Source organism: Chryseobacterium subflavum (assembly GCF_055762745.1).
This window is the reverse complement of record NZ_JBVTMR010000002.1, coordinates 40,830-66,605: the sequence shown is the minus strand read 5'-3', so window position 1 is coordinate 66,605 and position 25,776 is coordinate 40,830. Positions and strand designations below refer to the sequence as shown.

General features: G+C 36.8%; 23 protein-coding genes. 13 read left to right on the top strand and 10 right to left on the bottom strand.

What is annotated here, in order from left to right; all coding sequences use genetic code 11:
* Window positions 1–94 precede the first annotated feature (94 nt).
* From AC0INN_RS09580 to ileS, 6 genes are all read right to left on the bottom strand, one after another.
* Entirely contained in the window at window positions 95–739 is a 645-nt protein-coding gene (locus tag AC0INN_RS09580) for a SanA/YdcF family protein (protein ID WP_273649949.1), read from the bottom strand.
* A 12-nt stretch (window positions 740–751) separates the two neighbouring features.
* A complete protein-coding gene (locus tag AC0INN_RS09575; RefSeq protein WP_172281172.1) occupies window positions 752–1,390 on the bottom strand; it encodes a lipoprotein signal peptidase in 639 nt (212 codons plus the stop codon).
* The gene (locus AC0INN_RS09570) at window positions 1,390–1,584 is read right to left on the bottom strand and encodes a DUF2683 family protein (RefSeq protein WP_172281170.1); all 195 of its coding nucleotides are present in this window, start codon (window positions 1,582–1,584) and stop codon (window positions 1,390–1,392) included. Before AC0INN_RS09570 ends, AC0INN_RS09575 begins: the two co-directional genes overlap by 1 nt.
* An 18-nt stretch (window positions 1,585–1,602) precedes the next feature.
* A complete protein-coding gene (locus AC0INN_RS09565; RefSeq protein WP_172281168.1) occupies window positions 1,603–1,848 on the bottom strand; it encodes a DUF6576 domain-containing protein in 246 nt (81 codons plus the stop codon).
* An 80-nt stretch (window positions 1,849–1,928) separates the two neighbouring features.
* Complete coding sequence (locus AC0INN_RS09560) at window positions 1,929–2,309, bottom strand: TraR/DksA family transcriptional regulator (RefSeq protein WP_034740299.1); 381 nt, start codon at window positions 2,307–2,309, stop codon at window positions 1,929–1,931.
* 59 nt (window positions 2,310–2,368) lie between these two features.
* On the bottom strand, window positions 2,369–5,758 hold the full coding sequence (gene ileS, locus AC0INN_RS09555) for an isoleucine--tRNA ligase (RefSeq protein ID WP_273649942.1): 3,390 nt from the start codon (window positions 5,756–5,758) through the stop codon (window positions 2,369–2,371).
* 340 nt (window positions 5,759–6,098) lie between these two features.
* Here ileS and AC0INN_RS09550 point away from each other — a divergent pair, with 340 nt between their 5' ends.
* Together AC0INN_RS09550 and flxY are read left to right on the top strand one after the other, a co-directional pair.
* Complete coding sequence (locus AC0INN_RS09550; protein ID WP_306612962.1) at window positions 6,099–7,778, top strand: M23 family metallopeptidase; 1,680 nt, start codon at window positions 6,099–6,101, stop codon at window positions 7,776–7,778.
* Between the two features lie 101 nt (window positions 7,779–7,879).
* Window positions 7,880–9,172 (top strand): flexirubin biosynthesis putative acyl-CoA ligase FlxY, encoded by a 1,293-nt coding sequence (flxY, locus tag AC0INN_RS09545; protein WP_273649938.1) that lies wholly within the window; start codon window positions 7,880–7,882, stop codon window positions 9,170–9,172.
* Window positions 9,173–9,230: 58 nt separating this feature from the next.
* Here flxY and AC0INN_RS09540 read toward each other — a convergent pair whose 3' ends face one another.
* Complete coding sequence (locus AC0INN_RS09540; RefSeq protein WP_273649936.1) at window positions 9,231–10,484, bottom strand: NAD(P)/FAD-dependent oxidoreductase; 1,254 nt, start codon at window positions 10,482–10,484, stop codon at window positions 9,231–9,233.
* Window positions 10,485–10,582: 98 nt separating this feature from the next.
* Here AC0INN_RS09540 and flxA point away from each other — a divergent pair, with 98 nt between their 5' ends.
* From flxA to AC0INN_RS09485, 11 genes are all read left to right on the top strand, one after another.
* Window positions 10,583–12,109: a flexirubin biosynthesis tyrosine ammonia-lyase FlxA gene (gene flxA, locus AC0INN_RS09535; RefSeq protein ID WP_273649934.1), complete on the top strand. Its 1,527-nt coding sequence runs from the start codon at window positions 10,583–10,585 to the stop codon at window positions 12,107–12,109.
* Complete coding sequence (locus AC0INN_RS09530) at window positions 12,106–13,212, top strand: WG repeat-containing protein (RefSeq protein WP_273649932.1); 1,107 nt, start codon at window positions 12,106–12,108, stop codon at window positions 13,210–13,212. Before flxA ends, AC0INN_RS09530 begins: the two co-directional genes overlap by 4 nt.
* A 15-nt stretch (window positions 13,213–13,227) precedes the next feature.
* The gene (gene flxB / locus AC0INN_RS09525) at window positions 13,228–13,959 is read left to right on the top strand and encodes a flexirubin biosynthesis SDR family reductase FlxB (RefSeq protein ID WP_273649931.1); all 732 of its coding nucleotides are present in this window, start codon (window positions 13,228–13,230) and stop codon (window positions 13,957–13,959) included.
* Between the two features lie 17 nt (window positions 13,960–13,976).
* A complete protein-coding gene (locus AC0INN_RS09520; protein ID WP_172281151.1) occupies window positions 13,977–15,197 on the top strand; it encodes a beta-ketoacyl-[acyl-carrier-protein] synthase family protein in 1,221 nt (406 codons plus the stop codon).
* A 5-nt stretch (window positions 15,198–15,202) separates the two neighbouring features.
* On the top strand, window positions 15,203–15,457 hold the full coding sequence (locus AC0INN_RS09515; RefSeq protein WP_172281149.1) for an acyl carrier protein: 255 nt from the start codon (window positions 15,203–15,205) through the stop codon (window positions 15,455–15,457).
* A gap of 49 nt (window positions 15,458–15,506) precedes the next feature.
* Window positions 15,507–16,388: an LpxL/LpxP family acyltransferase gene (locus AC0INN_RS09510; RefSeq protein ID WP_273649927.1), complete on the top strand. Its 882-nt coding sequence runs from the start codon at window positions 15,507–15,509 to the stop codon at window positions 16,386–16,388.
* A gap of 198 nt (window positions 16,389–16,586) precedes the next feature.
* The gene (locus tag AC0INN_RS09505; protein WP_273649926.1) at window positions 16,587–18,122 is read left to right on the top strand and encodes a phytoene desaturase family protein; all 1,536 of its coding nucleotides are present in this window, start codon (window positions 16,587–16,589) and stop codon (window positions 18,120–18,122) included.
* A 70-nt stretch (window positions 18,123–18,192) separates the two neighbouring features.
* Complete coding sequence (locus AC0INN_RS09500; protein WP_273651066.1) at window positions 18,193–19,860, top strand: C45 family autoproteolytic acyltransferase/hydolase; 1,668 nt, start codon at window positions 18,193–18,195, stop codon at window positions 19,858–19,860.
* A gap of 257 nt (window positions 19,861–20,117) precedes the next feature.
* On the top strand, window positions 20,118–21,209 hold the full coding sequence (locus AC0INN_RS09495; RefSeq protein ID WP_306612956.1) for a hypothetical protein: 1,092 nt from the start codon (window positions 20,118–20,120) through the stop codon (window positions 21,207–21,209).
* A gap of 23 nt (window positions 21,210–21,232) precedes the next feature.
* Window positions 21,233–23,245 carry an FG-GAP-like repeat-containing protein gene (locus AC0INN_RS09490; protein WP_273649921.1) on the top strand — a complete coding sequence of 671 codons (2,013 nt, stop codon included), beginning with the start codon at window positions 21,233–21,235 and terminating at the stop codon, window positions 23,243–23,245.
* Between the two features lie 124 nt (window positions 23,246–23,369).
* Window positions 23,370–23,735, top strand: coding sequence for a hypothetical protein (locus tag AC0INN_RS09485; protein WP_273649919.1), 366 nt, complete (start codon window positions 23,370–23,372; stop codon window positions 23,733–23,735).
* A 5-nt stretch (window positions 23,736–23,740) separates the two neighbouring features.
* Here AC0INN_RS09485 and AC0INN_RS09480 read toward each other — a convergent pair whose 3' ends face one another.
* From AC0INN_RS09480 to AC0INN_RS09470, 3 genes are read right to left on the bottom strand one after another with little or no spacing between them, the layout of a single operon-like run.
* Complete coding sequence (locus AC0INN_RS09480; protein WP_273649917.1) at window positions 23,741–24,907, bottom strand: DUF2062 domain-containing protein; 1,167 nt, start codon at window positions 24,905–24,907, stop codon at window positions 23,741–23,743.
* A 4-nt stretch (window positions 24,908–24,911) separates the two neighbouring features.
* Window positions 24,912–25,397 carry a hypothetical protein gene (locus tag AC0INN_RS09475; RefSeq protein ID WP_273649915.1) on the bottom strand — a complete coding sequence of 162 codons (486 nt, stop codon included), beginning with the start codon at window positions 25,395–25,397 and terminating at the stop codon, window positions 24,912–24,914.
* A gap of 5 nt (window positions 25,398–25,402) precedes the next feature.
* Window positions 25,403–25,774: an ApeI family dehydratase gene (locus AC0INN_RS09470; protein ID WP_172281131.1), complete on the bottom strand. Its 372-nt coding sequence runs from the start codon at window positions 25,772–25,774 to the stop codon at window positions 25,403–25,405.
* Between the last annotated feature and the right edge of the window lie 2 nt (window positions 25,775–25,776).

Below are 25,776 nucleotides of genomic sequence, written 5' to 3'. Positions count from 1 at the left end.
CAAAAAAAATGATCATCCGTATGGCTTTAGCCCAAAGTTAAAATTAATTTAAAATAAAAATATGCTCAATCCTCAAAATCTGGGGACACAAAAACTATTGAATCACAATCTTTTCCCCACCGAATTTCGGTTGTACCCCAAATAAAAGATCCCAGTATACTTTGGTTTTAGCAATATACTCCCTTAGATTGGTCTTTAAACCCGCATATTTATTCACATCATTTGCATTATAACCATAGGCTTCGATTCCGTTTTTACGGGCTAAAAATACGGCTCTTTCATTGTGGAACTTTTGGGAAATGATGATGAATCTGGTTTGTCCAAAAATCTCTTTAGCTCTGATTACAGAATCTAGTGTTCTAAAACCTGCGTGATCCAGAATTATTTTATCCTTTGGAATTCCGTATTTCATTAAAGCAAGTTGCATATCCTCAGGCTCATTATAGTCCGCAGTACTGTTATCTCCACTTACAATAATGTATTGTATCTTACCACTTTTATAGAGATCTATAGCGGATTGTATTCTGTTGTAGAAGTATGCATTGGGCATACCGCTGTTTAGTGTTTTACTTGTTCCAAGGAGGATTGCTGTTTTGGTCGAAGGTAATACTGATAAGTTATCTGAAATGTATGGGGCACTTTGTTTTTTGATATTATAGTTGGCAAAGGCAATAAAAATAATTCCTGCTACGAGAAGAAGCAGGAAAATTTTAAGAGTATTTTTAATCAGTTTTTTCATCTGTATTATTTTCTAAAATTCCAGTCCGTTTGGAAAGGCCTTTTTTCTGAAAATCAATAATAATATGGCTCCTACAGTAATGGCAGAATCCGCGACATTAAAGATATATTTGAAAAATTCAATGTGCTTTCCACCAATAAGAGGGAAGCTTTCCGGTACATTCCAGTCTACCAGTGGGAAGTGAAGCATATCCACTACACAGCCTCTCATGAAAGACGAATATCCTTGTCCTGCAGAAGCTATTTTCGAAATACCTCCGTATCCGATCCAGCGGTCGATGCTAGGATCATAAACGGTGCCGCTATCGAAAATTAACCCGTAAAACATTCCGTCGATAAGATTACCGATGGCTCCTGCAAAAATTACAGCCATTGGAATGATAAGATAATTGGAGGCTCCCTGCTGAAGCCATTTTTTGAACATATAAATCATCCCTCCGATCAGGAATATTCTTAGAATAACTAAAAAATATTTACCTATAACACCGCCAAAGTGAAGTCCATAAGCCATTCCTGGATTCTCTACGAAAGTAAGCTTGAAACCCGGAAGAACGGAAACGCTATCATCAAGGTTGAAATGAGTTTTTATATATATTTTTGAAGCCTGGTCGATTAACAATACCAAAAATGTAATAGCTAATATCTTTTTCATTACTGTCCTTTAGGTTTTGAGGATTTTGCAGCCGGTTTTACATTTTTATTATCGCTTGCTTTCTTGATCACTTTTTGTCCGTTAAATGAACTTTTAACATGAGCCTTTTCAAATTTAATGTTCATTTCCTTCAGAACACTTTTCAGTGCACTCAGCTCCATAGGATTTTTGGGATGTACTATTATAGATTCCATTGTTCTGGATTTAGATTTTTACTTCTTAGATAATTCGTCAAGTCTTTTTCTGTCTTTTGGAGAAAGATCATTGATGCCGTTTTTGCCCATCTTACCTAAAAGTTTGTCAATTTCTTTTTCCCTTTCGCGTTTATCGGAATTAAACTGATCGTCTATTGTATAGTTCTTGTGCTGATCAGGAAAGAATTTATTCTTAATCCTCTCCCTGTTGAAAAACCATAAAACCACAATCAGGATCAACCCTAAAATTAAATATTCGCTCATGGATATAAATTAAAAATTAGGTTTATAAAGTATTACTGCTAATACAATATAAACCCAAATTTATTTTACAAACCTTACGGTTATTTCTGCATATTTTTCGCTTCGATGCTTAAGGTAGCATGAGGAACTGCCAATAGTCTTTCTTTTGGAATCAGTTTCCCTGTTACTCTGCAAACACCATACGTTTTATTTTCTATTCTGATTAAAGCGTTCTTAAGATCACGGACAAATTTTTCCTGTCTTCCTGCTAAGATCGAGTTTTGTTCCTTACTAAGAGTTTCAGCTCCTTCTTCAAACGCTTTGAATGTAGGCGATGTGTCATCAGTCCCATTATTCTGGTCATTGATAAAGCTTTCTCTTATCAGTTGTAAATCTTTTTCTGCTTTTTCTATTTTTTCTTTAATGATCGCTTTAAACTCTTGTAAATCAGAATCATTATATCTTACTCTTTCGTCTGACATGTTCTTTTCTCTTTTTTAATAAAATTATGAAATGGAATTTGAAATGCAATAACTATATGTTAATTTTTTTCAACATTTACCTTAAAATTAACCTCATCTATCTCAATTTCGTTAAAATTTGAAAGTGAAGATACAATTTCTATTTTATTTGACAAGACCTCTGCAGAAATATATTCTTCATTTTTCTTGATATTATCAAGGAATGGTGAATTTTCTTCTATGAAGATATTTATTCTGTCTGTCAACTCGAAGTCTTTGTCTTTTCTCAGGTTTTGAATTCTATTGATGAACTCTCTTGCCACACCTTCAGATTTCAACTCGTCTGTCAACGTCAAATCTAATGCCACAGTTGTTTTTCCATCAGAAGTCACTGTCCATCCCGGAATGTCTTTTGTTGAAATTTCAACATCATTCATTGTTATTTCGTAACCTTGGATAGCTATTTTGCCTTCTTTTTCTAAATCAGCAATTTGTTCTGATGAGAAATTAGCAATTTTATTTCCAACTACTTTCATATCCTTCCCTAATTTAGGGCCTAATGCCTTAAAGTTCGGTTTAATTTGCTTTACAATTAAATGAGAAGCTTCTTCTGCATTGATTAATTGTAATTCTTTTACATTCACTTCCTGTTTGATCAGTTCCGCAACTGCAAGAATCTGTTCTTCAGCTTTGGAATCTAATACAGGAACCAATACCTTTTGTAAAGGCTGGCGTACTTTTACATTCTCTTTTTTTCTAAGAGAGAATACCATGCTTGTGATTTGCTGCGCTAAATGGGTTTTTTCAACCAGATCCTGATCGATTAAACTTTCATCAGCAACCGGAAAATCTGTAAGGTGTATTGAATCACAGTTTTCTTTTCCTGTTACCTTATTCAGATCCTGATACAACTGATCCATAAAGAACGGAGCAATTGGTGCAGATAATTTAGCAACTACCTCAAGACATGTATATAAAGTCTGGTAAGCGGAGATCTTGTCATCGGAGTAGTCTCCTTTCCAGAAACGTCTTCTGCATAATCTTACATACCAGTTACTTAAGTTGTCATTTACAAAATTACTTATCGCTCTTGCCACTCTTGTAGGTTCATAATCCTCGTAGAATGCTTTAACCTCTTTAATTAAAAGGTTCAGTTCAGAAAGGATCCATCTGTCTATTTCCGGACGGTTTTCCACATCCTTTTCTGAGTAATTGAATCCATCCACATTCGCATATAATGCAAAGAAGGAATAAGTATTATAAAGGGTTCCGAAGAATTTTCTTCTTACCTCATCGATGCCCTCAATATCAAATTTCAAATTCTCCCAAGGATTTGCGTTGGAGATCATGTACCAACGTGTAGCATCCGGGCCATAAACGGAAAGAGTTTCAAACGGATCTACCGCATTACCTAAACGCTTAGACATTTTCTGACCGTTTTTATCCAGAACAAGTCCGTTACTCATAACATTTTTATAAGCAACTGAATCAAAAACGGCTGTTCCGATTGCGTGAAGGGTATAGAACCAACCACGGGTCTGATCCACACCTTCGGCAATGAAGTCCGCCGGAAAGGCCTTTTTATTATCTATTAATTCTTTATTTTCAAAAGGGTAATGCAATTGGGCATAAGGCATAGAGCCTGAGTCAAACCATACATCGATCAGGTCGCTTTCACGATTCATAGGTTTTCCTGATGCAGATACCAAAACAACTTTGTCCACCACATTTTTATGCAGATCTACCAAAGAGTAGTTTTCTTCCGTCATGTTTCCTATTTCAAACCCTTTGAAAGGATTTTCTTTCATGAATCCTTTTTCAACGGATTTTTCGATCTCGTTGTATAGTTCCTCTACAGAACCGATTACTATCTCTTCTTTCAGGTCATCCGTTCTCCAGATAGGTAATGGAATACCCCAGTAACGGGAACGTGAAAGGTTCCAGTCATTAACATTTTCTAACCAGTTGGCAAAACGTCCTTCTCCGGTAGCTTTTGGCTTCCAGTTGATCTCCTTGTTCAGATTCACCAGGCGGTCTTTTACGGCTGTCATTTTTACAAACCACGAATCCAATGGGTAATATAATACAGGTTTGTCAGTTCTCCAGCAATGAGGATAACTGTGGACGTATTTCTCTACTTTGAAAGCTTTATTCTCTTCTTTTAATACAATTGCCAAATGAACATCCCAAGATTTTTCAGGAGCGGTCCCGTCATCATAATATTCATTTTTGATATACTTTCCTGAGAATACTTCCGGAACATTTTCTCCTCTTATAAATCTACCCTGCAGATCTACTAACGGAACAAGATTGTCGTTTTCATCTTTTACCAACATTGGAGGAATACCTGCCTCTTTAGCAACTCTGGCGTCATCCGCACCAAAAGTAGGAGCGATATGAACGATACCGGTACCGTCTTCAGTTGTCACAAAATCACCGATGATCACTCTGAATGCCTTTTCAGGGGTTTCAGACGGCGTAAACCATGGGATGAGCTGCTCATACTGAGTTCCTGCTAACTTTTCTCCGTTAAACTCTTTCAGAATCTGGTAAGGGATTGTTTTGCTCTCCGATGTATAGTTGGCAAAATCTTCCGCTGTTCCTGCTGAATATTTTTTACCAAAGTTCTTTTCCAAAAGAACTCTTGCCAACACAACCGTTACAGGCTCAAAAGTATATTGGTTGAAAGTTTTAACAACAACGTATTCAATGTCTCTTCCTACAGCAAGAGCTGTATTTGACGGCAGCGTCCATGGAGTAGTGGTCCAGGCCAAGATGTCTACATTACCTTCTACATCGTTGAACAAATCACTGGTTTCTTTTTTTACTCTGAATTGAGCTACTATGGTAGTATCCGAAACATCACGGTATGTTCCGGGCTGGTTCAACTCATGCGAAGAAAGTCCTGTACCTGCTTTTGGAGAGTAAGGCTGGATCGTATAACCTTTATACAACAACTCTTTGTTGTATAATTGTTTTAGTAACCACCAAACGGTCTCCATATATTTTGATTTATAGGTAATATATGGATCATCAAGATCCACCCAATATCCTATTTTTTCTGTAAGGTTATTCCACACGTCTGTATAACGCATTACCGCTTCACGACATGCTTTATTATAATCTTCAATAGAAATCTTTTTGCCAATATCCTCTTTCGTAATTCCTAATTCCTTTTCAACACCAAGCTCCACAGGAAGCCCGTGTGTATCCCAACCCGCTTTACGGAAAACCTGTTTACCGTTCTGAGTCTGGTAACGGCAGAAAATATCTTTCAACGCTCTTGCCATTACATGGTGAATCCCGGGCATACCGTTTGCTGAAGGCGGACCTTCATAAAATACAAACTCAGGGCTACCTTCGCGAATTTCAACACTTTTATTGAAGGTTTTATTTTGTTTCCAAAATTCCGAAACATTGTCGGCTATATCAATAAGGTTGAGGTTTTTGTATTCTTTAAATTGACTCATTGTATTATCTCAATATCGTTGATTAATTAAGTTGGCAAATTTAGTGATTTTTTGTCGGTTTATAATATATGTTTTATTTTGATATCATCTATTAAAAACTTCAATTTCAGAAATATAAATAAAGGGATTGATTATTTGTGAATTTTGAAATGCAAAATTGAGCTTTTTTAAGGTTTTTACTGGATACTTCTATGACCTTTATTCATTAAAATTATTCTTATATTAATAAAAATGGGCTAGAACCCACTTTCAAATTATACATTTTATCATTTGGTTTTATCCTTTTCTGATAATTAACCAAAATTTCGTAATTTTAAGATAACACATAAAAACCATTTGAATGAAAACCATTTCCAGATTATTGCTTATTATTTATTTTGTGAGCGGGAACCTGATGCTGGCTCAAAATAGCTATCCTCAAAACTACTTTAGAAATCCTTTAAATATCCCGATACAGCTGGCGGCTAATTTCGGTGCTGTACGGTCAAATCATTTTCACATGGGGCTGGATATACGGACGAACAGTCAGGAAAATCTTCCCGTAGTAGCTGCTGCGGAAGGTTATGTAAGCAGAATAAAGGTTGAACGCTATGGTTTTGGCAATGCTGTTTATATTACACATCCTAATGGTTATACTACTGTTTATGCCCATTTAAACAAATATTTTGATCAGCTTGACGCATTCGTAAAAGAAAAGCAGTATAAAGATGAAAAGTGGGAGCAGGATATTACTTTTTCTCCACGCCAGTTTCCTGTAGCGAAAGGGCAGATGATCGCTTTAAGTGGAAATACCGGCGGATCCGCCGGACCCCATCTGCATTTTGAAATCAGAGATACAAAAACGGAAGAGTGCCTGAATCCGTTGTTGTTTGGTTTTAACATTCCGGACAATGTTGCCCCCATAGTGAGTGGTTTGTATTGGTATGACAGACGGTTCAGTAGCTATGAACCTGGAGCGAATGATGTCTCTGTTAAAAAATCAGGAAATACTTATACGGCCAATATCATATATGTCAATTCTCCGGTCGTGAGCTTAGCCATTAAAGCTGTGGATAAAGCTAATAAGGGCTTTAATCTCGGGATCTATAAAGCACAGCTTTTGATGGATAATCAATTGATATACAGCTTTACAATAGATAAAGTGAGTTATGACGATACCCGGTATATCAATGGTTGTATCGATTACGCAAAGTTCATTCGTGATAAAATGAGTATTCAGCATTTGTCAGTATTACCGGGAATGAAGCTTCCCGATTATAGTTCCGGATCAAATGGGATTATAAGCCTTCCTGATGATGCGATTCATAATATTGAAATTGTATTAAAAGATACTAATGGAAATACCAGTCGGCTAATAACCCAAATCCAATGGATTAAAACCTCAGAAGGAATAGTTGAGAGTGCCCAGACAATACATCCTAATGAAGCAAGGACAATAAAAACAGAGAATGCGGAAATCAATTTGAGCGAAAATGCTCTTTATGACGCAATTAATTTTAAAATGTCTGAAAGATCTGATGCGGATGCAGTTTCAAATGCTGTCATATTACACAATCTCTATGTTCCCATTCATGATCATTATGCTCTGAAAATAAAACCCAACCGGAAATTAAATGATGACGAAAAGAACCGCTTGGTAATTGAGCTTAACTATGGAAGTGATAAAGAGTTCATTAAAGGAAAGTGGAATGGTAGCTATGTCGAAGGACAGTTTAAGAGATTGGGGGTAGCAAGAATTCTTTTGGATAGTAGTGTGCCATCGGTTTCTCCAAACTGGAAAGAAGGTGCGCTTATAGCAGGCAGTTCTTTGATCCTCAGAGGGAAAACGGATATTGGAGATATAGAATCATTTCGTGCGGAACTGGATGGGAAATGGCTTCGTTTTGCAAGAATAAAAGATAATTTCGTTTATCTTTTTGATGAAAAATGTCCTAAAGGTTCGGGTGTACATACACTAAAAGTGACAACAACCAATACTGCAGGAAACATGAATACACAAACTTTTACATTTCACAGATAACATATCGGGGATACACGACAATTAAAAATCATGAATACATTGTACCCGAATACATTCTACAATATTTTATTTAATAAATTTGTTACATAAAAATAAAATCATTGGAATTCTATCCATCAATCGAAAAATCAAACCTTCCCGAAATTAAACAGTTTCAGGAAAAAAAACTTCAGGAACTTCTAATTTATCTTGAAAAGAACTCGCCGTTTTACCAGAGATTATTTAAAGAAAATAATATCAGCAGTGGTGATATTCAATCTTTGGAAGATTTACGGAAGATTCCTACCACCTCCAAAAATGATCTGCAGCAGCATAACCATGATTTCTTCTGTATTCCTCCAGGGGAGATTGTAGATTACAGTACGACTTCAGGAACATTAGGAGATCCGGTAACCTTTGGGCTATCTGATAAAGATCTCGAAAGGTTGGCTTATAATGAAGCTATTTCTTTTGCCTGTGCGGGAGTACAGAAAGGAGATGTAGTGCAGATGATTACTACGATCGATAAAAGATTTATGGCGGGTTTAGCTTATTTTCTGGGACTGCGGAAAATGGGTGCCAGTGTTGTAAGGATGGGACCTGGAATTCCGGAATTACAATGGGATTCTATTTTCAGGTATAAGCCTAAATACCTGATCACAGTTCCTTCTTTTCTCCTAAAAATGATCGATTATGCAGAAAAGAATGGGATTGATTATAAAAATTCCAGCGTTTATGGAGCTGTTTGTATTGGGGAAAGTATCAAAAACCAGGATTTTACAGATAATATTCTTTCGCAGAAAATCAAGGAGAAATGGAATATTAAACTTTTTTCTACATATGCCTCCACAGAAATGAGTACGGCATTTACCGAATGTGAGTTTCAGGTGGGTGGACATCAGCATCCGGAGCTGATCATTACAGAAATACTTGATGATAATGAAAATCCTGTACAGGAAGGTGAAAGTGGTGAATTGACTATTACTACTCTGGATGTGGAAGCTATACCATTGCTTCGATTTAAAACAGGAGATATTGTAAAAGCACATTATGAGCCTTGTCAATGCGGGCGTAACACCATGCGTCTTGGACCTGTGATCGGAAGGAAGCAGCAGATGATCAAATATAAAGGGACAACACTTTATCCACCTGCGATGAATGATATTTTGAATGATTTTAATAATTTACAATGTTATCAGATTGTTATTCAATCTAATGAAATCGGGCTGGATGAGATCATTATTAAAATCAGTACGGATAGTGAGTCTGAAGATTTCGTAAGCGAAGTACGGGACCACTTCCGGGCTAAGCTAAGGGTAAGTCCTAAGATTGAAATTGTGGAATTTGAGACTTTATCTAAAGTTGTACATAATCCCAACAGCAGGAAACCGATTACTTTTATTGATATGAGATAGATAAAAGAAATAAAGTACTTTAAACTAATAGAAAAGCGGCCTGAAACTAGGCCGCTTTTTATTGTAATTCTTGTTGTTGTTTCTCTATTTTAATCAGGTTAGCAAGGTTTTTTATGACGGTATCGTGCTTCTTTACAAAAGGATTGTCTTTATTCCATACATAACCCGCCAGGACCGCACATATTTTTCTTTTGACATCTTCGTTTTCCGGTCTGTGGAAAAACAGCTCCTGTAAGTTTCCTGTATACCATTCTTTTACATAAGTGGTGAAAACATCCACACCGTATAATATGTAATCAGAATATTCTTTTTGCCAGTCAATAGTTTCCCCGTTCAATTGTCTGATGGCAAGTTTGGCTGCCAGCATTCCGGATTCTGTAGCAAAAGCCATCCCCGATGAAAAAACAGGGTCTAAAAATTCTGATGCATTTCCGGTAAGGGCGAACCCGTCACCGTATAGTTTTTTTACAGAGCAAGAGTAATCAACTAGTTTTTTAGGTTCAAAGATAAAGTCTACGTTTCCAAAACGTTTCACATAATAATCCGAGAGTGAAATTGCTTTTCTGAGAGCTTCCGTTGTGTCACCATTTTCTGCAAGCTTTTCAATATAATCTGTAGGACCTACAATTCCTACGCTTGTATTTCCATTAGAAAAAGGAATGACCCAAAGCCATACTTCAGTTTCAATGATATCGAAAGAGATTAAGGTTCCTTCCGTTCCCGTTTCTCTATTGATATCTTCAACATGCGAAAAAATAGCGGAGTGAGGAGATAGTTTTGAAGGTTTTTCCAGATCAAGTAAACGAGGCAACACCCTTCCATAACCACTGGAGTCAATAACGAATTTTGCATGAATCTCTTTCATCTCGCCATTCTTATTTTTTACAGTGGTCACAGAATCGGTTCCTTCAAACCTGATGTCGATTACTTCTGTTTCAAATTCAAGGTCAATTCCTTTATTGATGACTTCGTTGGCAAGTGTATTATCAAAATCAGCTCTGGGAACCTGCCAGGTCCAGTCCCAACCTTCTCCGAATTTGTCACTGAAATCAAACAGGCAGACTTCATTACCTCTCAGAAAGCGGGCTCCCAGCTTTTTTTCAAAGTTCATTTTGTCCAGGGCAGGGAAAAGTCCGGCTTCATCAAAGTGATCCATTACTCTGGGAATTAGGCTTTCGCCAACGACCAATCTTGGGAATCTGGCTTTCTCAACAACCTTTACATTGATGTTGTTCTTCTTTAAGTATGAGGAAGATACACATCCTGAAGGTCCGGCACCGATTACAAGAACGTCTACAAACTCTTTACCCATCTTTGATTTTTTATTTTAATAATAACTTCTATCTTTGCCGCAAAATTAGTGACAATTAATTAATATTTTATAAAATTATCTACTATTACTTCTGATTAATGAAAATAGACAACTTTTTAGAACTGAGGGATTTTCAAAAAATTATTATTGAAAATGAGAAAATAGAACTGGATGATACACTTTTAACAAGAGTGGAAGAAAGCTTTCAGTTTTTAAAAGAATTTTCAAAGAATAAAGTAATATATGGTGTAAACACAGGTTTTGGGCCAATGGCTCAATTTAAAATCAGTGATGAAGACACCCATCAGCTTCAGTATAACCTGATCAGAAGCCATTCTTCAGGAATTGGGAATCCTCTTCCTGCAGCCGAAGTTAAGGCTTGTATGTTGGCGAGACTTAATACTCTGTCTTTGGGAAATTCCGGTGTTCATAGTTCTGTTGTTTATTTACTTAAAGAATTGATAAACAGAGATGTTATCCCTCTTGTTTTTGAACATGGAGGAGTGGGGGCAAGTGGGGATTTGGTCCAGCTTGCCCATTTGGCATTGGTTCTGATTGGTGAAGGGGAAGTATTTTATAAAGGAGATAGGCAACCAACAAAAAAAGTTTTTGAAACGGAAGGATTAGAGCCGATAAAAGTTGAGATCAGGGAAGGATTAGCTTTAATGAACGGAACTTCTGTAATGTCTGGTATCGGAGCTGTAAATGCTTATAAAGCGAACCAGCTTACTGAAATATCCATAAAGCTTTCCTGCGCGATTAATGAGATTGTTCAGGCTTATGATGATCATTTCTCAGAGGTTTTAAACGGGACTAAAAGACATTATGGACAGCAGAAAATTGCTGAAAAAATGAGAGCCCATTTATCTGACAGTAAACTGATCAGAAAAAGAGAAGATCATTTGTATACCCACTTCGAAGAACAGGAAAAAGTATTTAAAGAAAAGGTTCAGGAATATTATTCATTAAGATGTGTTCCTCAGATTTTGGGACCTGTACTGGATACTTTGGAATACACAGAGAAAGTCCTTGAGAATGAGATCAATTCCGCAAATGATAATCCAATCATCAACGTTGAAGATAAACATGTATATCATGGTGGAAACTTCCATGGTGATTACATTTCGCTGGAGATGGATAAACTAAAGCTGGTCGTAACTAAATTAACGATGCTTGCAGAAAGACAATTGAACTATCTTTTGAACTCCAAGATCAATGAAATTTTACCTCCTTTTGTTAATTTAGGAAAATTAGGATTTAACTTCGGAATGCAGGGTGTTCAATTTACAGCTACCTCTACTACTGCTGAAAGCCAGATGCTGTCGAATTCTATGTATGTCCACAGTATTCCTAACAATAATGATAACCAGGATATTGTAAGTATGGGAACGAATGCAGCGGTTATTTGCAGAAAAGTAATAGAAAATGCTTTTGAGGTGTTAAGTATAGAAGCGATCACAGTTGTTCAGGCAATCGAATATCTTGGCTTCCAGAATAAAGTGTCCTCTTCAACAAAAAGCTTATATGATGATATCAGAAAAATCATCCCGGCATTCTCTGACGATATGGTGATGTACCCTTATCTGGAAGAGGTGAAACAATATTTTAAAAACAACAAAGGATGAAAAAAGTGTTGATTCTTTCTCTTATCGTATTGGGGCAAAGTATATTTGCTCAGCAGCTTGCATTGGTAAAAGAAAAGGCGAAAATAGGATATATTGATAAATCGGGAAATTACGTAATTGAACCTGCATATGAAACAGCAAGAAGTTTCTCTGACGGATTAGCAGCTGTGAAAATCAAAGATATGTGGGGTTTTGTAGGGAAAGATGGTAAAATGGCTATCGAACCTTCCTTCACGAAGGCGAGGGATTTCAATGATGGACTTTGTGCTGTGGAACGTGACGGAATTTGGTTCTATATCAATAAGAATGGAGAAAAGCTAAACATGCCGTATTCGGATAAATTATACGATTTTAACAATGGACTTGCCTTAATGAAAGTTTCAAATAAAATCGGAGCATTTGATACGGGCGGAAAGGTTGTAATACCCGCAGAATATGATGTTATCAAACCCTTTCAAAATGGTTATGCGAGGATTTCTCAGAAAGGATTATGGGGAATTATTGATACAGCCGGAAAAGTGATTGTTCCTGTGGAATATAACGATATCGGAGAATATAAGAACGGAGCAACCTGGGCGCAGAAAGGAAAAGCTTATGGTATTATTGATGGAAGTATTTTTTCCATCGCTGAAGGTGCGGATAAGATCTGGGATTTTGGAAACCAGCCCATTACCTACGCCCGCAGAAACGGAAAAATAGGATTTGTGGACAAAGCAGGAAAATGGGCGATAGAGCCTAAGTTTGATAAGGCGAGGGCATTTAATCAAAATTTAGCTCCTGCATATTCAGGAGGAAAATGGGGATATATTGATATGAAAGGAAACTTTGTAGTAGAACCTGCATATAATGATGCTGAGGTTTTTAGCAATGATAACCTGGCTCCAGTAAAAGGAAAGAATTGGGGATTCATTGATACTTCCGGTAAGCTTGTTATTCCGATGGATTATGATATTTCAGTAAGCTTTGGGTTCAATGAAAAAAATAAAGGTTTTAATGAAGGCGTTTCCAGAGTGAAGAAATCCGGAAAATGGGGTTTTATTGATAAAACAGGATCCCTGGTGGGAAATAAATGGTTTTATAATGCAGAACTTTTTCAAAATTAAAACTAATTCTAAGAGATGAAATGTGCAATTGTAACAGGTGGTTCCAGAGGTATAGGAAGGGCAATCTGTATAAAACTGGCTGAGGAGAAAAATTATCATATACTGATCAACTATACTTCTAATGAAGAGGCAGCAAAGGAAACATTGGCAAAAGTTGAAGAACTTGGAGCCACTGGAGAAATTCTTAAGTTTGATGTGGGAAATGCCGAAGAAACCCTTAAGGTTTTAGGGGATTGGCAGGAAAGTAATGCCGATGCATTGGTTGAAGTGATCGTAAATAATGCAGGGATTACCAGAGACGGTCTGTTTATGTGGATGAAGAACGAAGACTGGAATAGTGTAATTAATACCAGTTTAAATGGTTTTTTCAATGTTACGAATTTTTTCATTCAGAAATTGTTGCGTAACAAATATGGCAGGATTATAAATATGGTTTCAGTTTCCGGTGTTAAAGGAACTGCCGGACAAACCAATTATTCCGCTGCAAAAGGAGCCTTAGTGGGTGCAACAAAAGCACTTGCGCAGGAGGTTGCCAAAAGAAATATCACGGTAAATGCAGTAGCTCCGGGATTTATAAGAACAGATATGACACAGGAGTTTAATGAAGATGAATTAAAGGCAATGATTCCTGCAAACAGATTTGGGGAGGCTGAAGAAGTGGCTGATCTGGTTGCATTTCTGGCTTCACGAAAATCCTCCTATATTACAGGAGAAGTGATTAATATTAATGGTGGTATTTATTCATAATCAATAGCATAAGAAAGATGGAAAATAGGGTTGTGATTACCGGAATGGGAATTTATTCTTGCATCGGAACTTCTTTAGAAGAGGTGAAAGAGTCCCTATATCAAGGCAAATCAGGGATCGTTCTGGAAAAGGAAAGAAAGGAATTCGGATACAGATCAGGGTTAACAGGACAAGTTCCTAAACCGGACCTTAAAGGTCTTCTGAACAGAAGACAGCGTGTAAGCATGGGAGAAGAAAGTGAATATGCTTATCTTGCTACAGTAGACGCCTTAAAACAGGCTCAGGTCAGCGATAGTTTTCTTGAAGATCATGAAGTAGGTATTTTGTATGGGAACGATAGCGTATCTCAGGCTGTAGTGGAAGCGATTGATATTGCCAGGGAAAAGAAGGATACTACATTGATGGGATCAGGTGCCATTTTCAAGTCTATGAACTCTACGGTGACCATGAACCTATCTACGATTTTTAAACTCAAAGGAATTAACCTTACCATCAGCGCAGCTTGTGCAAGCGGATCACATTCTCTGGGGCTTGCTTATCTGATGATCAAAAGCGGTCTGCAAGACATGATTGTTTGCGGCGGAGCTCAGGAGACCAATAAATACTCAATGGCCAGTTTTGATGGGCTGGGTGTTTTCTCTGTAAAGGAAGACGAACCTGAAAAGGCATCAAGACCTTTCGATTCTGCACGTGACGGATTGATCCCGAGTGGAGGAGCGGCGACCTTAATCGTCGAAAGCCTTGAATCTGCCCAAAGGAGGGGAGTTCCTGTTTTAGGCGAGATTATAGGATATGGTTTTTCTTCAAACGGGGGACATATTTCTACTCCTAATGTAGATGGTCCTGCTTTAGCAATGGACAGAGCTCTAAAACAATCTGGATTAAGTGCTAAAGATATAGACTATATCAATGCACACGCTACATCTACTCCGATAGGAGATGCTAATGAAGCACGTGCGATCTACGAGATTTTTGGCAGCGAAGTTCCGGTAAGCTCTACAAAATCAATGACAGGACATGAATGTTGGATGGCGGGAGCCAGCGAAGTGATTTATTCGATGCTGATGATGGAGAATGGTTTTGTAGCTCCGAACATCAATCTTGAAAATCCCGATGAAGAGGCAAAAAGGATAAATTTGGTATCTAAAACAAAAAATCAAAAAATTGACGTATTTTTGTCGAATTCTTTTGGGTTTGGGGGAACCAATTCGGCATTAATTGTAAAAAAATTTGATTAAAAAAGATGGAAAGAGAAAAAATTGTTGCTATCGTTAATGATTTTTTAGTAAATGAATTTGAGGTAGATGGCGATGAGATAAACAAAGACGCTAACCTTAAAACAACTTTAGGTTTAGACAGTTTAGATTATATTGACATGGTTGTCATTATTGAGGCTAACTTCGGAGTGAAGTTAGGCGAAGCCGATTTTAAAAAGATGGTCACATTTGATGACTTCTACAACACTATTGAAAACAAAATAGCTAACAAAAACGCATAAACTATCGACTGAACTTTATTTTTTATTATAAAAATCAGGCAGATCAAAAATGAACAAGTGGAAAGGTAAGTCTAAAGGAACAATATCAGGATATAAGATATTTGTTTACTGTATTAGAAATATCGGCATCAGAAGTTCATATTTTGTGCTTTATTTTGTAGCAACCTATTACTTTCTGTTTCTAAGAAAGAGTAATCAGTATATCTTTTATTACTTCAACAAAAGATTAAAGTATAATTTCTGGAAGTCAAAAATCGCTGTATTTAAAAGTTACTTTACTTTTGGAAAGGTTCTTATCGATAAGACAGCCATATCGGTTGGCTTAAGGGATCGGTTTACCTACGAATTTGATGGGATCCAGAATCTTAAGGACCTTCTTAATGAAAAAAAAGGCGGCGTACTTATCAGTGCTCATATCGGAAATTTTGAAATCGCGGAACATTTTTTTGCAGATATTGATTTCGATTGCCAGATTAATTTAGTGACTACGGATCAGGAAGTTACAGCCATTAAAGAATATATGGACAGTATTGCTGTTAAAAAAAGCAATATCAAATTTATTTACGTTAAAGATGATATGTCCCATATTTTCGATATCAATACCGCCTTATCTAAAAATGAGTTGATTTGCTTTACAGGAGATCGCTACTTTGAAGGCTCTAAATTCCTGGAAACCGAATTGCTGGGGAAAAGTGCCAAGTTTCCGGCAGGCCCGTTTCTTATTGCTTCCAGGTTAGGAGTGCCTGTGGTGTACGTTTATGTTATGAAAGAAAAGAATCTCCATTACCATTTATATGCAAGGGTTGCACACGTAAAAAAACGGGACGCTCAGGGGTTATTAAACTCTTATGTCGAGAATCTGGAGAATATGATTAAAAAATATCCGCTGCAATGGTTCAATTATTTTGATTTCTGGGATGATATTAATTAATTTTCTATACTTTTAAGGCATAAAAACTAACAATAACTCCAACTGCTAAGATTTCTTTAGAAGTTTAGATCAATGAAGCTTACTGTATTTGTTTTTGTCCTTGCATAATCTTAATGCAAGGAAGAAGCAAAAATAAATACGTCCGCTTAATAATTTAACCTCTGAATTTCTTAGCTTTAAAGAAATGAGACGCTACTTTTGAAAAAAGAATATGACATACTTGTAATCGGCAGCGGTTTAGGAGGTCTTGTTTCGGCTTTGATTTTAGCGAAAGAAGGTCTTAAGGTATGTGTATTGGAGAAAAACAATCAGTACGGAGGTAATCTACAGACCTTTTCCCGTAATAAACTTATTTTCGATACCGGTGTTCATTATCTTGGAGGGCTTTCAAAAGGCCAGAACCTGAACCGTTTTTTTTCCTATCTGGAAATTATGGATGATCTGGAAATCCATCAAATGGATCTAAACGGATTTGATAAAATAACTTTTGACGGAGATGATACAGAATATCCTCATGCGCAGGGTTATGAGAACTTTGTTTTTCAATTATCCCGTTTCTTTCCTCATGAAAAAGAAAACCTTGAAAGATACTGTGAGGGAGTACAATACGTCTGTAATCATTTCCCCAGATATAATGTGGTTGGAAAAGATCATTACAATGAGGAGATCCTTCACCTCAATACCCGGAGATTCATAGAATCAATTACTTCTGATAAGAAGCTGCAGGCCATATTATTAGGGTCTAATTTTCTGTATGGCGGAGATTCTGAAAATACCCCGTTTTATGTGCATGCACTTACCGTTAATTCCTGTATTCAGAGTGCTTATAAATGTGTGAAAGGAGGAAGCCAGATCTCCAAGTTGCTCATCCGCAAATTACGGGAATATGGTGCAGATGTTCACAAGCATTCTGAAGTCTCTGAAATGATCTTTAATGAGGATGTTTTGGTAGCCGTAAGGACTAAAACGGGTAAGGAATATGCTGCTAAAAAGTTTATTTCCAACATGGAAATCCGTTCTACTCTAAAGCTGATCAACGAGAAAAGACTAAGAAAATCTTTTCTTAACAGGGTTTTAAGCTGGGAACCTATTTCTTCCTGCTTCAGTGTCTATATTGTTCTGAAGCCGGGAATTATATCCTATTTTAATCACAACATCTACCATTATTCTTGCAGTGAACAGGTTTGGAATGCTTATCAGTATAAGAATGAAACCTGGCCTGAGACGTATATGCTAAGCTCCACGCCATCGAAGCATCATCCTGAATTTGCAGAAAGTATGACAGCAATTACTTATATGGATTTTGATGAGGTGAAAAAATGGGAGAAAACAGTCAATACAGTAACGGATGAGCATGAAAGAGGGAAAGAATATGAAAAGTTCAAGCAGGAAAAAGCCAACAGGATGATTGATGCGCTGGAAAAGAAAATTCCGGATCTCAGACAATCGATTAAACATATATACACCTCTTCACCGCTTTCTTATCGTGATTATATAGGAAGTTTTGAAGGAAATATGTACGGATATATAAAAAGTTCTGAAACCCCATTGAAAACAATGGTTTCACCAAGGACTAAAATTGATAATCTTTTTTTAACCGGACAGACTGTTAATATGCATGGTATTTTAGGCGTGACCATAGGTGCTTTTAATACCTGTGCCGAGATTTTAGGGAAAGGACTTATTGATGATCGTTTGAAAAAAATGGATACAAAGAGTGACAAAGAGAGTTAATTTCAGGTTTTCAATTCGGGATGATAGAAAGTGGAATGAGGGTTTTCAATCTTCCTTTTCTATCTTACGTATTGTTGATATCTGTAAGATAGTATGCTCGCTCTTATGCACTATTACGCTCGTCTCATGTGGTATCCAAAAATCCATACATCATCTTCCTGAAGTAAAACAATATGCTTTGGAAGTTCCCAAAGTTGAAAGGATTAACGATTCTACCTTTAGTTTTAATCAGAATTATTTAACGAAGAACCGGCAGCAGCTTTGGGAATTGTATATCAAGGGAAATCCTTTACAGCTGGGATACAATAATGGTGCATTGACGAAAGACCTGATGCAGAAGCAGGAAGCCATTTTTTTCTCTAAGGTAGAAGGATTTGTACCATCCAATTTTAAGCAAAAATTACTACGAGGATTTCTAAAATGGTATAACAGGAAGATGTACCTGAATGTAAGGGAAGATTATCAGGCTGAACTATACGGATTGTCCCGTTATTCCTCTGATCAGTACAACTTTATTGCTCCAAGGTATTTAAGAAGCCTATACCTTCATGGAGCTCATGATATTGGCCACGCCATGCAGGATCTTGCTTTGGTGGGATGCAGCTCCCTGGCAGTTTGGAATGATAATACGGAAGATGGAGACCTGCTGATTGGTAGAAATTTTGATTTTTATGTTGGAGACGATTTTGCAAAAAATAAGCTTGTAGAATTTATAGAACCTGAAGAAGGTATTCCCTATATGTCTGTCAGCTGGCCCGGAATGATCGGGGTGGTTTCCGGAATGAATAAAGAAGGAATCACGGTGACCATCAACGCAGGGAAATCCAAAATTCCCTTAACCGCAAAAACCCCAATATCTCTTGTAACCAGGGAGATTTTGCAGTATGCTAAAAATATTGACGAAGCCATTGCTATTGCTAAGAAAAGAAAGGTTTTCGTTTCAGAATCTATATTGGTAGGAAGCGCCAATGATAAAAATGCAGTGATAATTGAAGTTTCTCCCAACAACTTTGGAGTTTACCGGGTTCAGAATTCAAGTCGTATTGTTTGTACCAATCATTTTCAATCCGAGTCTTATAAAGATGATAAGAAAAACAGAAAACATATTCTGGAAAGCCATTCAGGATATCGATATGAAAAACTTCAGGAGCTTCTTCAGGAGAACAAAAAATTAAATCCTGAAAAGATGGCTTCGATTCTCAGGGACAGATCAGGTTTAAAAGGTGAAAAGATAGGATATGGAAATGAAAAAGCCCTTAACCAGCTGCTGGCTCATCATGCCGTTATATTTTCACCTCAGAAGAAATTAGTCTGGGTTTCTTCTAATCCTTATCAGTTGGGCGAATTTGTTTGTTATGATTTAAACAGGATATTTTCCGCAGATCGTTTGAAATCCGGAGAGTTTGCTGTTTCCAGCCTCAATATATCTAAAGATCCTTTCTTAGACTCCCGGGAATTTAAAAATTATGAAGAATACAAAAAGCTTCATAACAAGATAGATGATGCTTCAGAACGTACGGGAGAAATGCTGTCAGAAGATTGGATCCGGCATTATCAATCCTTAAACCCAGATTTCTGGCTTGTTTATTACCAGGCGGGGAAGTACTATCTCAGTAAGAAAGACTTTTATAAGGCAAAGGCAGCTTTCGAAAAAGCTCTGACGAAAGAAATCACAACTGTCCCGGACAAAAGGAAAGTTGAAAAATATCTGAGAAAATCCGATAGAAAATTGAATTAAGACTGTTCTATTTAAAACCTTCCCATTCCCTTTAATACTATTGAATATTTAGTGATCATATTTTATCTGATTTTTATTGGGGATAAAAATATATGTGTTTGTGGGATTGCTTGTATTCTCAGTTATTTTATTGAGTAATTTGTTTTATTTAGGGCAATTTGTTTTATTATTTTAATTAAAAATTACTTTTAAGTGAAAAATATTTTAAAACATTTGAATTTATTAATTATATTCGTTTGTTTAAAATTAATAAATGAATGAAGAAAATCTATTTTTTATTTCTTTTGTCCTTTCTTATTATGTACTCCTGTAAAGATGAGAGAATCGAAGGAATAGGCGTTGAAAATCCCCGTGTTAATTTCGATATTAATGCTATTCCCTATGCAAAATTATCTACTTATTCTTTTTTCACCGGCGAATTGAAGAACCTGGTTCCGGCACCCAAAGTAATACCTTATGAACCTGCCAGTTCGCTTTTTACAGATTATGCTTTAAAGAAAAGATTTATCTGGATGCCGAAAGGTACAAAAGCTACTTTTGATGGTGATAGCAAAACATTGGACTTTCCTGTTGGCACTGTATTGATAAAAAGTTTTTATTACAATACCATACAGCCCGGTAATACAACGAAAATTCTGGAAACGAGATTAATGATAAGAAAATCCAGTGGATGGATATTTGCCGAATATTTATGGAATGATAACCAGACAGAAGCCAACCTCGTATCCGGAAACGATTTTACCAGCGGAAGCTCCAAAAATATTACATTTAAAAAAGAAAATAATGAAATCCTGAATATTGACTACAGAATTCCATCGGAATCGGAATGTTATGCATGTCACAAATTAGACAATAAGCCTGTCCCTATTGGGGTAAAGCCCCAGAATTTAAATACAACATACAATTACCCTGGAGGAGTTAAAAATCAATTGCAAAAACTGGTTGACGAGGGTTACCTAGTCAGCTATCCTGCAAACATCGTTTCTACAGTGAATTATAAAGATACGAGTAAACCTGTGGATATCCGGTTACGATCCTATCTGGATATTAATTGTGCTCACTGCCATCAGCAGAATGCACGTTGTGATTATCGGGCTATCCGATTGAGCTTTAACCAGACTACAAACCTTACCAATATGGGAGTTTGTGTACTGGCAGATGAACCGATAGATGCCTCATTGGAAAGAATTATAACACCTGGAAATCATAACAAATCAGTGATGAGCTTCAGACTTTCTTCTGTAGATGAAAGTAAGAGAATGCCTTTGCTGGGGAGAACGATTGTGCATGATGAAGGGGTTGCCCTCTTAAATCAATGGATCAATTCTTTGAACCAAAACTGTCCCTAAAAACTAAACAACCTGAAGAAAACATGAGAAAAAATTTATCCCTTTTTATTTTGTTATTCAATATAACCTGGGGAATTGCACAATTAACGTGTGCTTCTGCATTGAATGTGGTGCTGGGAACAAATACAGCACCTGTAATTACCGGAACTGCAGCTACTACGGCATGTAATATCGGACTGCCTGGTACGGCCGGGTTATGGTACAAATATACCGCGACCCAGGATAGGAGTGTTACCGTCTCAACAGTCATTACAGGACAAAATGTTGATACCCGGGAGATTATATTTAAAGGCACCTGCGGAGCATTGACCTGTGTAACGGCGAATGATGATTTTTTAGGAAACGCTTCTCAGGTAACATTTACAGCACAGGCCGGCACAACATATTATATTGTTTTTGATAATAAGTGGTCCAGTTCAGGATTCAATTTCACGGTATCTGAAACGGCTCCGCTTGTCAACAGGGTGTCTTTTACCCCGCAGTCCGGTAATGTTTATGGTACTTATAATAATTGTGTAGTAGATATGAACGGGGATTATCTGGATGATATTGTATCGGTTTTGAGTAACACGCAGATTGCAATCTCCTACCAGCAGCCGGGAGGAACTTTTAATCCGGTTACCTATAACGTTCCCAACACCACAGTTACCCCTAGCTGGAGCATAGCAGCTGGAGACTATGACAATAACGGATTTAATGATCTGATATATGGTTCGGGAAATGGCATTTGTTTTTTAAAGGCCAATGCAGATGGAACAGGGTACACTTCTGACAGAAAACCCCAAACATTCCTGACACAGCGTACCAATTTTATAGATATTAATAAAGATGGAAAGCTTGATGCTTTTGTATGTGATGATAATGCGCCGAACCGGTTCTATTTGAATGATGGTACTAATATGAACCATAACCAGGGAGGATTGGGAGATTTTCCTTCAGGAGGTAATTATGGTTCTATCTGGATTGATTATGATAATGACGGAGATATGGATCTTTATATTGCAAAATGCAGTGGTGGAGGTTCAGGGCCAGGAGGAAACGTAGATGAGCTGCACCGGAATAATGGTGATGGAACGTTTACGAATGTGGCAGTGGCGGCTAATATGGCGAATCCTACACAGACATGGTCCTCTGCATGGGGGGATTTTAATAACGATGGCTGGATGGATGCTATCATAGGGATAAACTCTACCTCAAACGGGTTGAGCAGAGTCATGAAAAATAATGGTAACGGTACCTTTACTGATGTATCTGTAGGCTCCGGATATGATATTATAAGCAATCTAAGCAGGGAATATGTGGCCTATGATTTTGATAATGACGGATTTCTAGATGTATTGGGAGCTGGAAATACAATTATGTTTGGCAATGGAAACTTCCAATTCACTCCTAACCTTAATCCTTATAGTCTTGACTTTAACAAGCGTCCAATAGGTGATCTGAATAACGATGGTTTCCTGGACATTCAAAGTGGACAAACGATCATGATTAATGACGGAAATTCTAATCACTGGTTAAAAGTGACATTGAGGGGAACCCAGAGTAACAGAAATGGAATCGGGGCAAGAGTTGAGATTTACGGAGAATGGGGTAAACAGATTCGGGATGTGCAAAGTGGGGTAGGTTTTATGAATATGAATACTCTTAATGTTCATTTTGGAATCGGGCAAGCAACAACGATCGGAAAAGTGGTCGTAAAATGGCCTTCCGGATTGGTAGATGTTATTAGTAATGTTACCCCGGATACAACATTGCATGTTGTGGAAGGAACACATCTTGATGTGAAGGAAGTGCAAAATACACAAGAACTGCTGACAGTTTATCCTAATCCGAGTGCGGACCTTTTAAATTTCAAATCCAACGCCGATTTCGTTCCGGTGGAGGCCAGATTATTTGATGCAAGCGGTAGAATAGCTTTGCAGACAAAAGTTGAAAGAAATACAATATCGATTAAACAGCTGAACACAGGTACTTATATTCTTGTGTTATTAGATAAGAATGGCAAATTATATTCGCAGAAAGTAACTAAAAAATAGTACTACAATCAATTAATAACTTCAAACTGCAAAGTCGAAAGGCTATGCAGTTTTTTATTTAAAATACTATATTGCAGGCTCAAAATAATATTACATTATTCTGAGTATAAGTAAAAACGATTCAATGATTTCGAAGAAGATTAAAATCTTATTTAGTATTCCTTTTATTATTATTGTGTGCTACACTTGTTATTTAATAAGTGTATATGATTCCATTCCCGAGATTATCCCTATCCACGGATATGGGAAAAATACAGATGGATTTGGCAGCAAAATGTTTTTATTTTTTCCCATCATTCTTAACCTGATCCTGTTGTTGTTTATCTGGTGGATTATCAAAAGTCCTCATAAAATTAATTTTTCCTTTGAAATAAAAGAGGACGAGAAAGCCAGGACCTATGCAACAGCTCAAATGGTGTTGGTTATCGTTTCGATATTTATCACTGTTATATTAACCCTATTGTTATTTTCAGGGGTTGTATTTAAATAAATTAATTATTCAGGATTTACTTTATTAAGAAAAAGATAGACTGCAGCACCTGAAATAGCAGATGTTATACTTGCAAGGATCATACTGCCGATAACATATTGAAGGAGGTTATTCTTTACCAGATCGAAATTTAATTCCTGGTTAAAAACATTGCTTTCACCATGTACGAAAGGAGCACCGATAAATAAAGAGATTGCAATGATAAAAGGAATAAAGGGAGGTAAGCTTATATTGGATGCGACAAAAGCCAGCACCTTATTTAATTTAAATAATACTGATAAGGAAATAACAAGCAGTGTCTGAAATCCCCAAAAAGGTGACAGTCCGATAAATACACCTAATGCAACGGAAAAAGCTTTCGTTCTGTTACTGCCATCACTTTCAAGCACATCCTCTTTAATGAACTTTTTGAGACTTTTCTTACGGAAATTATTAATAAAATTTCTTGGAATAATGTAGAAAAGGGTAATCGTAACAAGAATGGTATTCAGGATACTTATCCGGGTAAAATCTTTAAATGGCCTGAAATGAGAAACCCTTTCTGCAGGGTCATATAGAACCTTAACAGGAACATTCTTTACAGGAATATGCCGCCATGCAGATCTTACAATAACTTCAATCTCAAACTCAAATTTTGGGGTAAAATATTTCTTGGGGATCTTTAGTAATGGATACAGACGGTAGCCAGATTGGGTATCTTCTAATTTAATACCAGTTTCAAACCAAAACCAGAAATTAGAAAACCTGTTTCCAAAGCTGCTTTTCTTAGGAATTCCGTCTTGAGACATATTTCGGTTACCGATGAGCAAAACATCTTCTTTTTCTTTGATAAGGGCTTCTGTAAAAACCGGTATGTCATCCGGGTAATGCTGGCCATCAGAATCTATTGTTATAGCATAATGAAATCCTGATTCTTTTGCTTTTCTGAAACCTGTTCTTAAGCCGTTTCCTTTACCTTTATTTTCCTGAAGTGTAATGACTGTAATTTGCGGATAGCCGTTCAGTATCTGAGCTGTGGAATCCGTGGATCCGTCATTGACCACAATAATGTTTGAAGTATATTCTAAAACACCATCAATAACTCTTGCCAGTGTTCTTTCATTGTTGTAGGTGGGAATTAAAATACAGATTTTCTTTTCGGAAATTGTATTTTGTACTTCAGGAAGGGTCATTGTTTTATTTTAATGAAGCTTTGTCTGCTGGAGTAAAAGTTTTAGACTGCGCTGCAAATCTCTGAATATAGCTTTTTAAAGCCTGATTCTGCTTGCTGTAATTGTTCAGAATGAATAATTTATCATCTTTTAAACTGGAATGGTATCCTACAATTTTAGGAATATTTTCCTGAACGCTCAGGCGGATCACTCTCAATTCAATATTGTTAGGATTATTTTTAATAATACTTTCAAGACTTGTTGCTCCTGTTTTTACAAAAGATTTTCTCTTTCCTTTTTCAGTGGTTACCTTGGCTTCCATAATTTGTGCAGCTGCTTTATAACCGGAAATAACGGGATCAGTTGAAGACTGTTTTTCCGCGATATTGATAAAGGACTGAGTATTGGCGTTCGATTGATTGGCTTTCGCATAGCTGTTTCTCAATGACTCCAGATCAGAGGACTGAAAGAAAAATGTAAATACGGCTACCAGCGATAAGATGAATTTCATAATTTCTATCTTTTATAATGTACAGACATCTTTAATGCAATAGTCTCGCCAAATAAAGTCGTGTTCTTTACTTTAATCTCATCTTCTCCTTCATTAATATCGAGCTGTACAGTAAGGTCGGGTGTTTCAAAAGGATTAATGATGGCCATAAACTTCACATTGGAAGCTGTTTTTAAGAACAACTTTGAACCGGTGATCTCTTCTGTAAGTTCTTTTACAATTTGCATCATGCACACTCCGGGCGTAACCGGATTTCCCGGGAAGTGTCCCTTAAAAATTTCGTGATCACTGTTTAATCTGATATGGGCAACGAAGCTTCCGTTTTCCGCTTTGTCGTACGATTTTAGAGTATAAAAGTCTGTAAGAATGGTTTGCATCT

Bases quoted from the DNA above. Each gene is read 5' to 3' on its own strand.
- AC0INN_RS09515 (WP_172281149.1), top strand. From the start codon at position 15,203: ATGGAAAGAGAAAAAATTGTTGCTATCGTTAATGATTTTTTAGTAAAT.
- AC0INN_RS09565 (WP_172281168.1), bottom strand. From the start codon at position 1,848: ATGAGCGAATATTTAATTTTAGGGTTGATCCTGATTGTGGTTTTATGG.
- AC0INN_RS09550 (WP_306612962.1), top strand. From the start codon at position 6,099: ATGAAAACCATTTCCAGATTATTGCTTATTATTTATTTTGTGAGCGGG.
- ileS (WP_273649942.1), bottom strand. From the start codon at position 5,758: ATGAGTCAATTTAAAGAATACAAAAACCTCAACCTTATTGATATAGCC.
- AC0INN_RS09540 (WP_273649936.1), bottom strand. From the start codon at position 10,484: ATGGGTAAAGAGTTTGTAGACGTTCTTGTAATCGGTGCCGGACCTTCA.
- AC0INN_RS09530 (WP_273649932.1), top strand. From the start codon at position 12,106: ATGAAAAAAGTGTTGATTCTTTCTCTTATCGTATTGGGGCAAAGTATA.
- flxA (WP_273649934.1), top strand. From the start codon at position 10,583: ATGAAAATAGACAACTTTTTAGAACTGAGGGATTTTCAAAAAATTATT.
- AC0INN_RS09575 (WP_172281172.1), bottom strand. From the start codon at position 1,390: ATGAAAAAGATATTAGCTATTACATTTTTGGTATTGTTAATCGACCAG.
- AC0INN_RS09490 (WP_273649921.1), top strand. From the start codon at position 21,233: ATGAGAAAAAATTTATCCCTTTTTATTTTGTTATTCAATATAACCTGG.
- AC0INN_RS09495 (WP_306612956.1), top strand. From the start codon at position 20,118: ATGAAGAAAATCTATTTTTTATTTCTTTTGTCCTTTCTTATTATGTAC.
- AC0INN_RS09475 (WP_273649915.1), bottom strand. From the start codon at position 25,397: ATGAAATTCATCTTATCGCTGGTAGCCGTATTTACATTTTTCTTTCAG.
- AC0INN_RS09580 (WP_273649949.1), bottom strand. From the start codon at position 739: ATGAAAAAACTGATTAAAAATACTCTTAAAATTTTCCTGCTTCTTCTC.
- AC0INN_RS09570 (WP_172281170.1), bottom strand. From the start codon at position 1,584: ATGGAATCTATAATAGTACATCCCAAAAATCCTATGGAGCTGAGTGCA.
- flxB (WP_273649931.1), top strand. From the start codon at position 13,228: ATGAAATGTGCAATTGTAACAGGTGGTTCCAGAGGTATAGGAAGGGCA.
- AC0INN_RS09560 (WP_034740299.1), bottom strand. From the start codon at position 2,309: ATGTCAGACGAAAGAGTAAGATATAATGATTCTGATTTACAAGAGTTT.
- AC0INN_RS09470 (WP_172281131.1), bottom strand. From the start codon at position 25,774: ATGCAAACCATTCTTACAGACTTTTATACTCTAAAATCGTACGACAAA.
- AC0INN_RS09520 (WP_172281151.1), top strand. From the start codon at position 13,977: ATGGAAAATAGGGTTGTGATTACCGGAATGGGAATTTATTCTTGCATC.
- AC0INN_RS09480 (WP_273649917.1), bottom strand. From the start codon at position 24,907: ATGACCCTTCCTGAAGTACAAAATACAATTTCCGAAAAGAAAATCTGT.
- AC0INN_RS09510 (WP_273649927.1), top strand. From the start codon at position 15,507: ATGAACAAGTGGAAAGGTAAGTCTAAAGGAACAATATCAGGATATAAG.
- AC0INN_RS09485 (WP_273649919.1), top strand. From the start codon at position 23,370: ATGATTTCGAAGAAGATTAAAATCTTATTTAGTATTCCTTTTATTATT.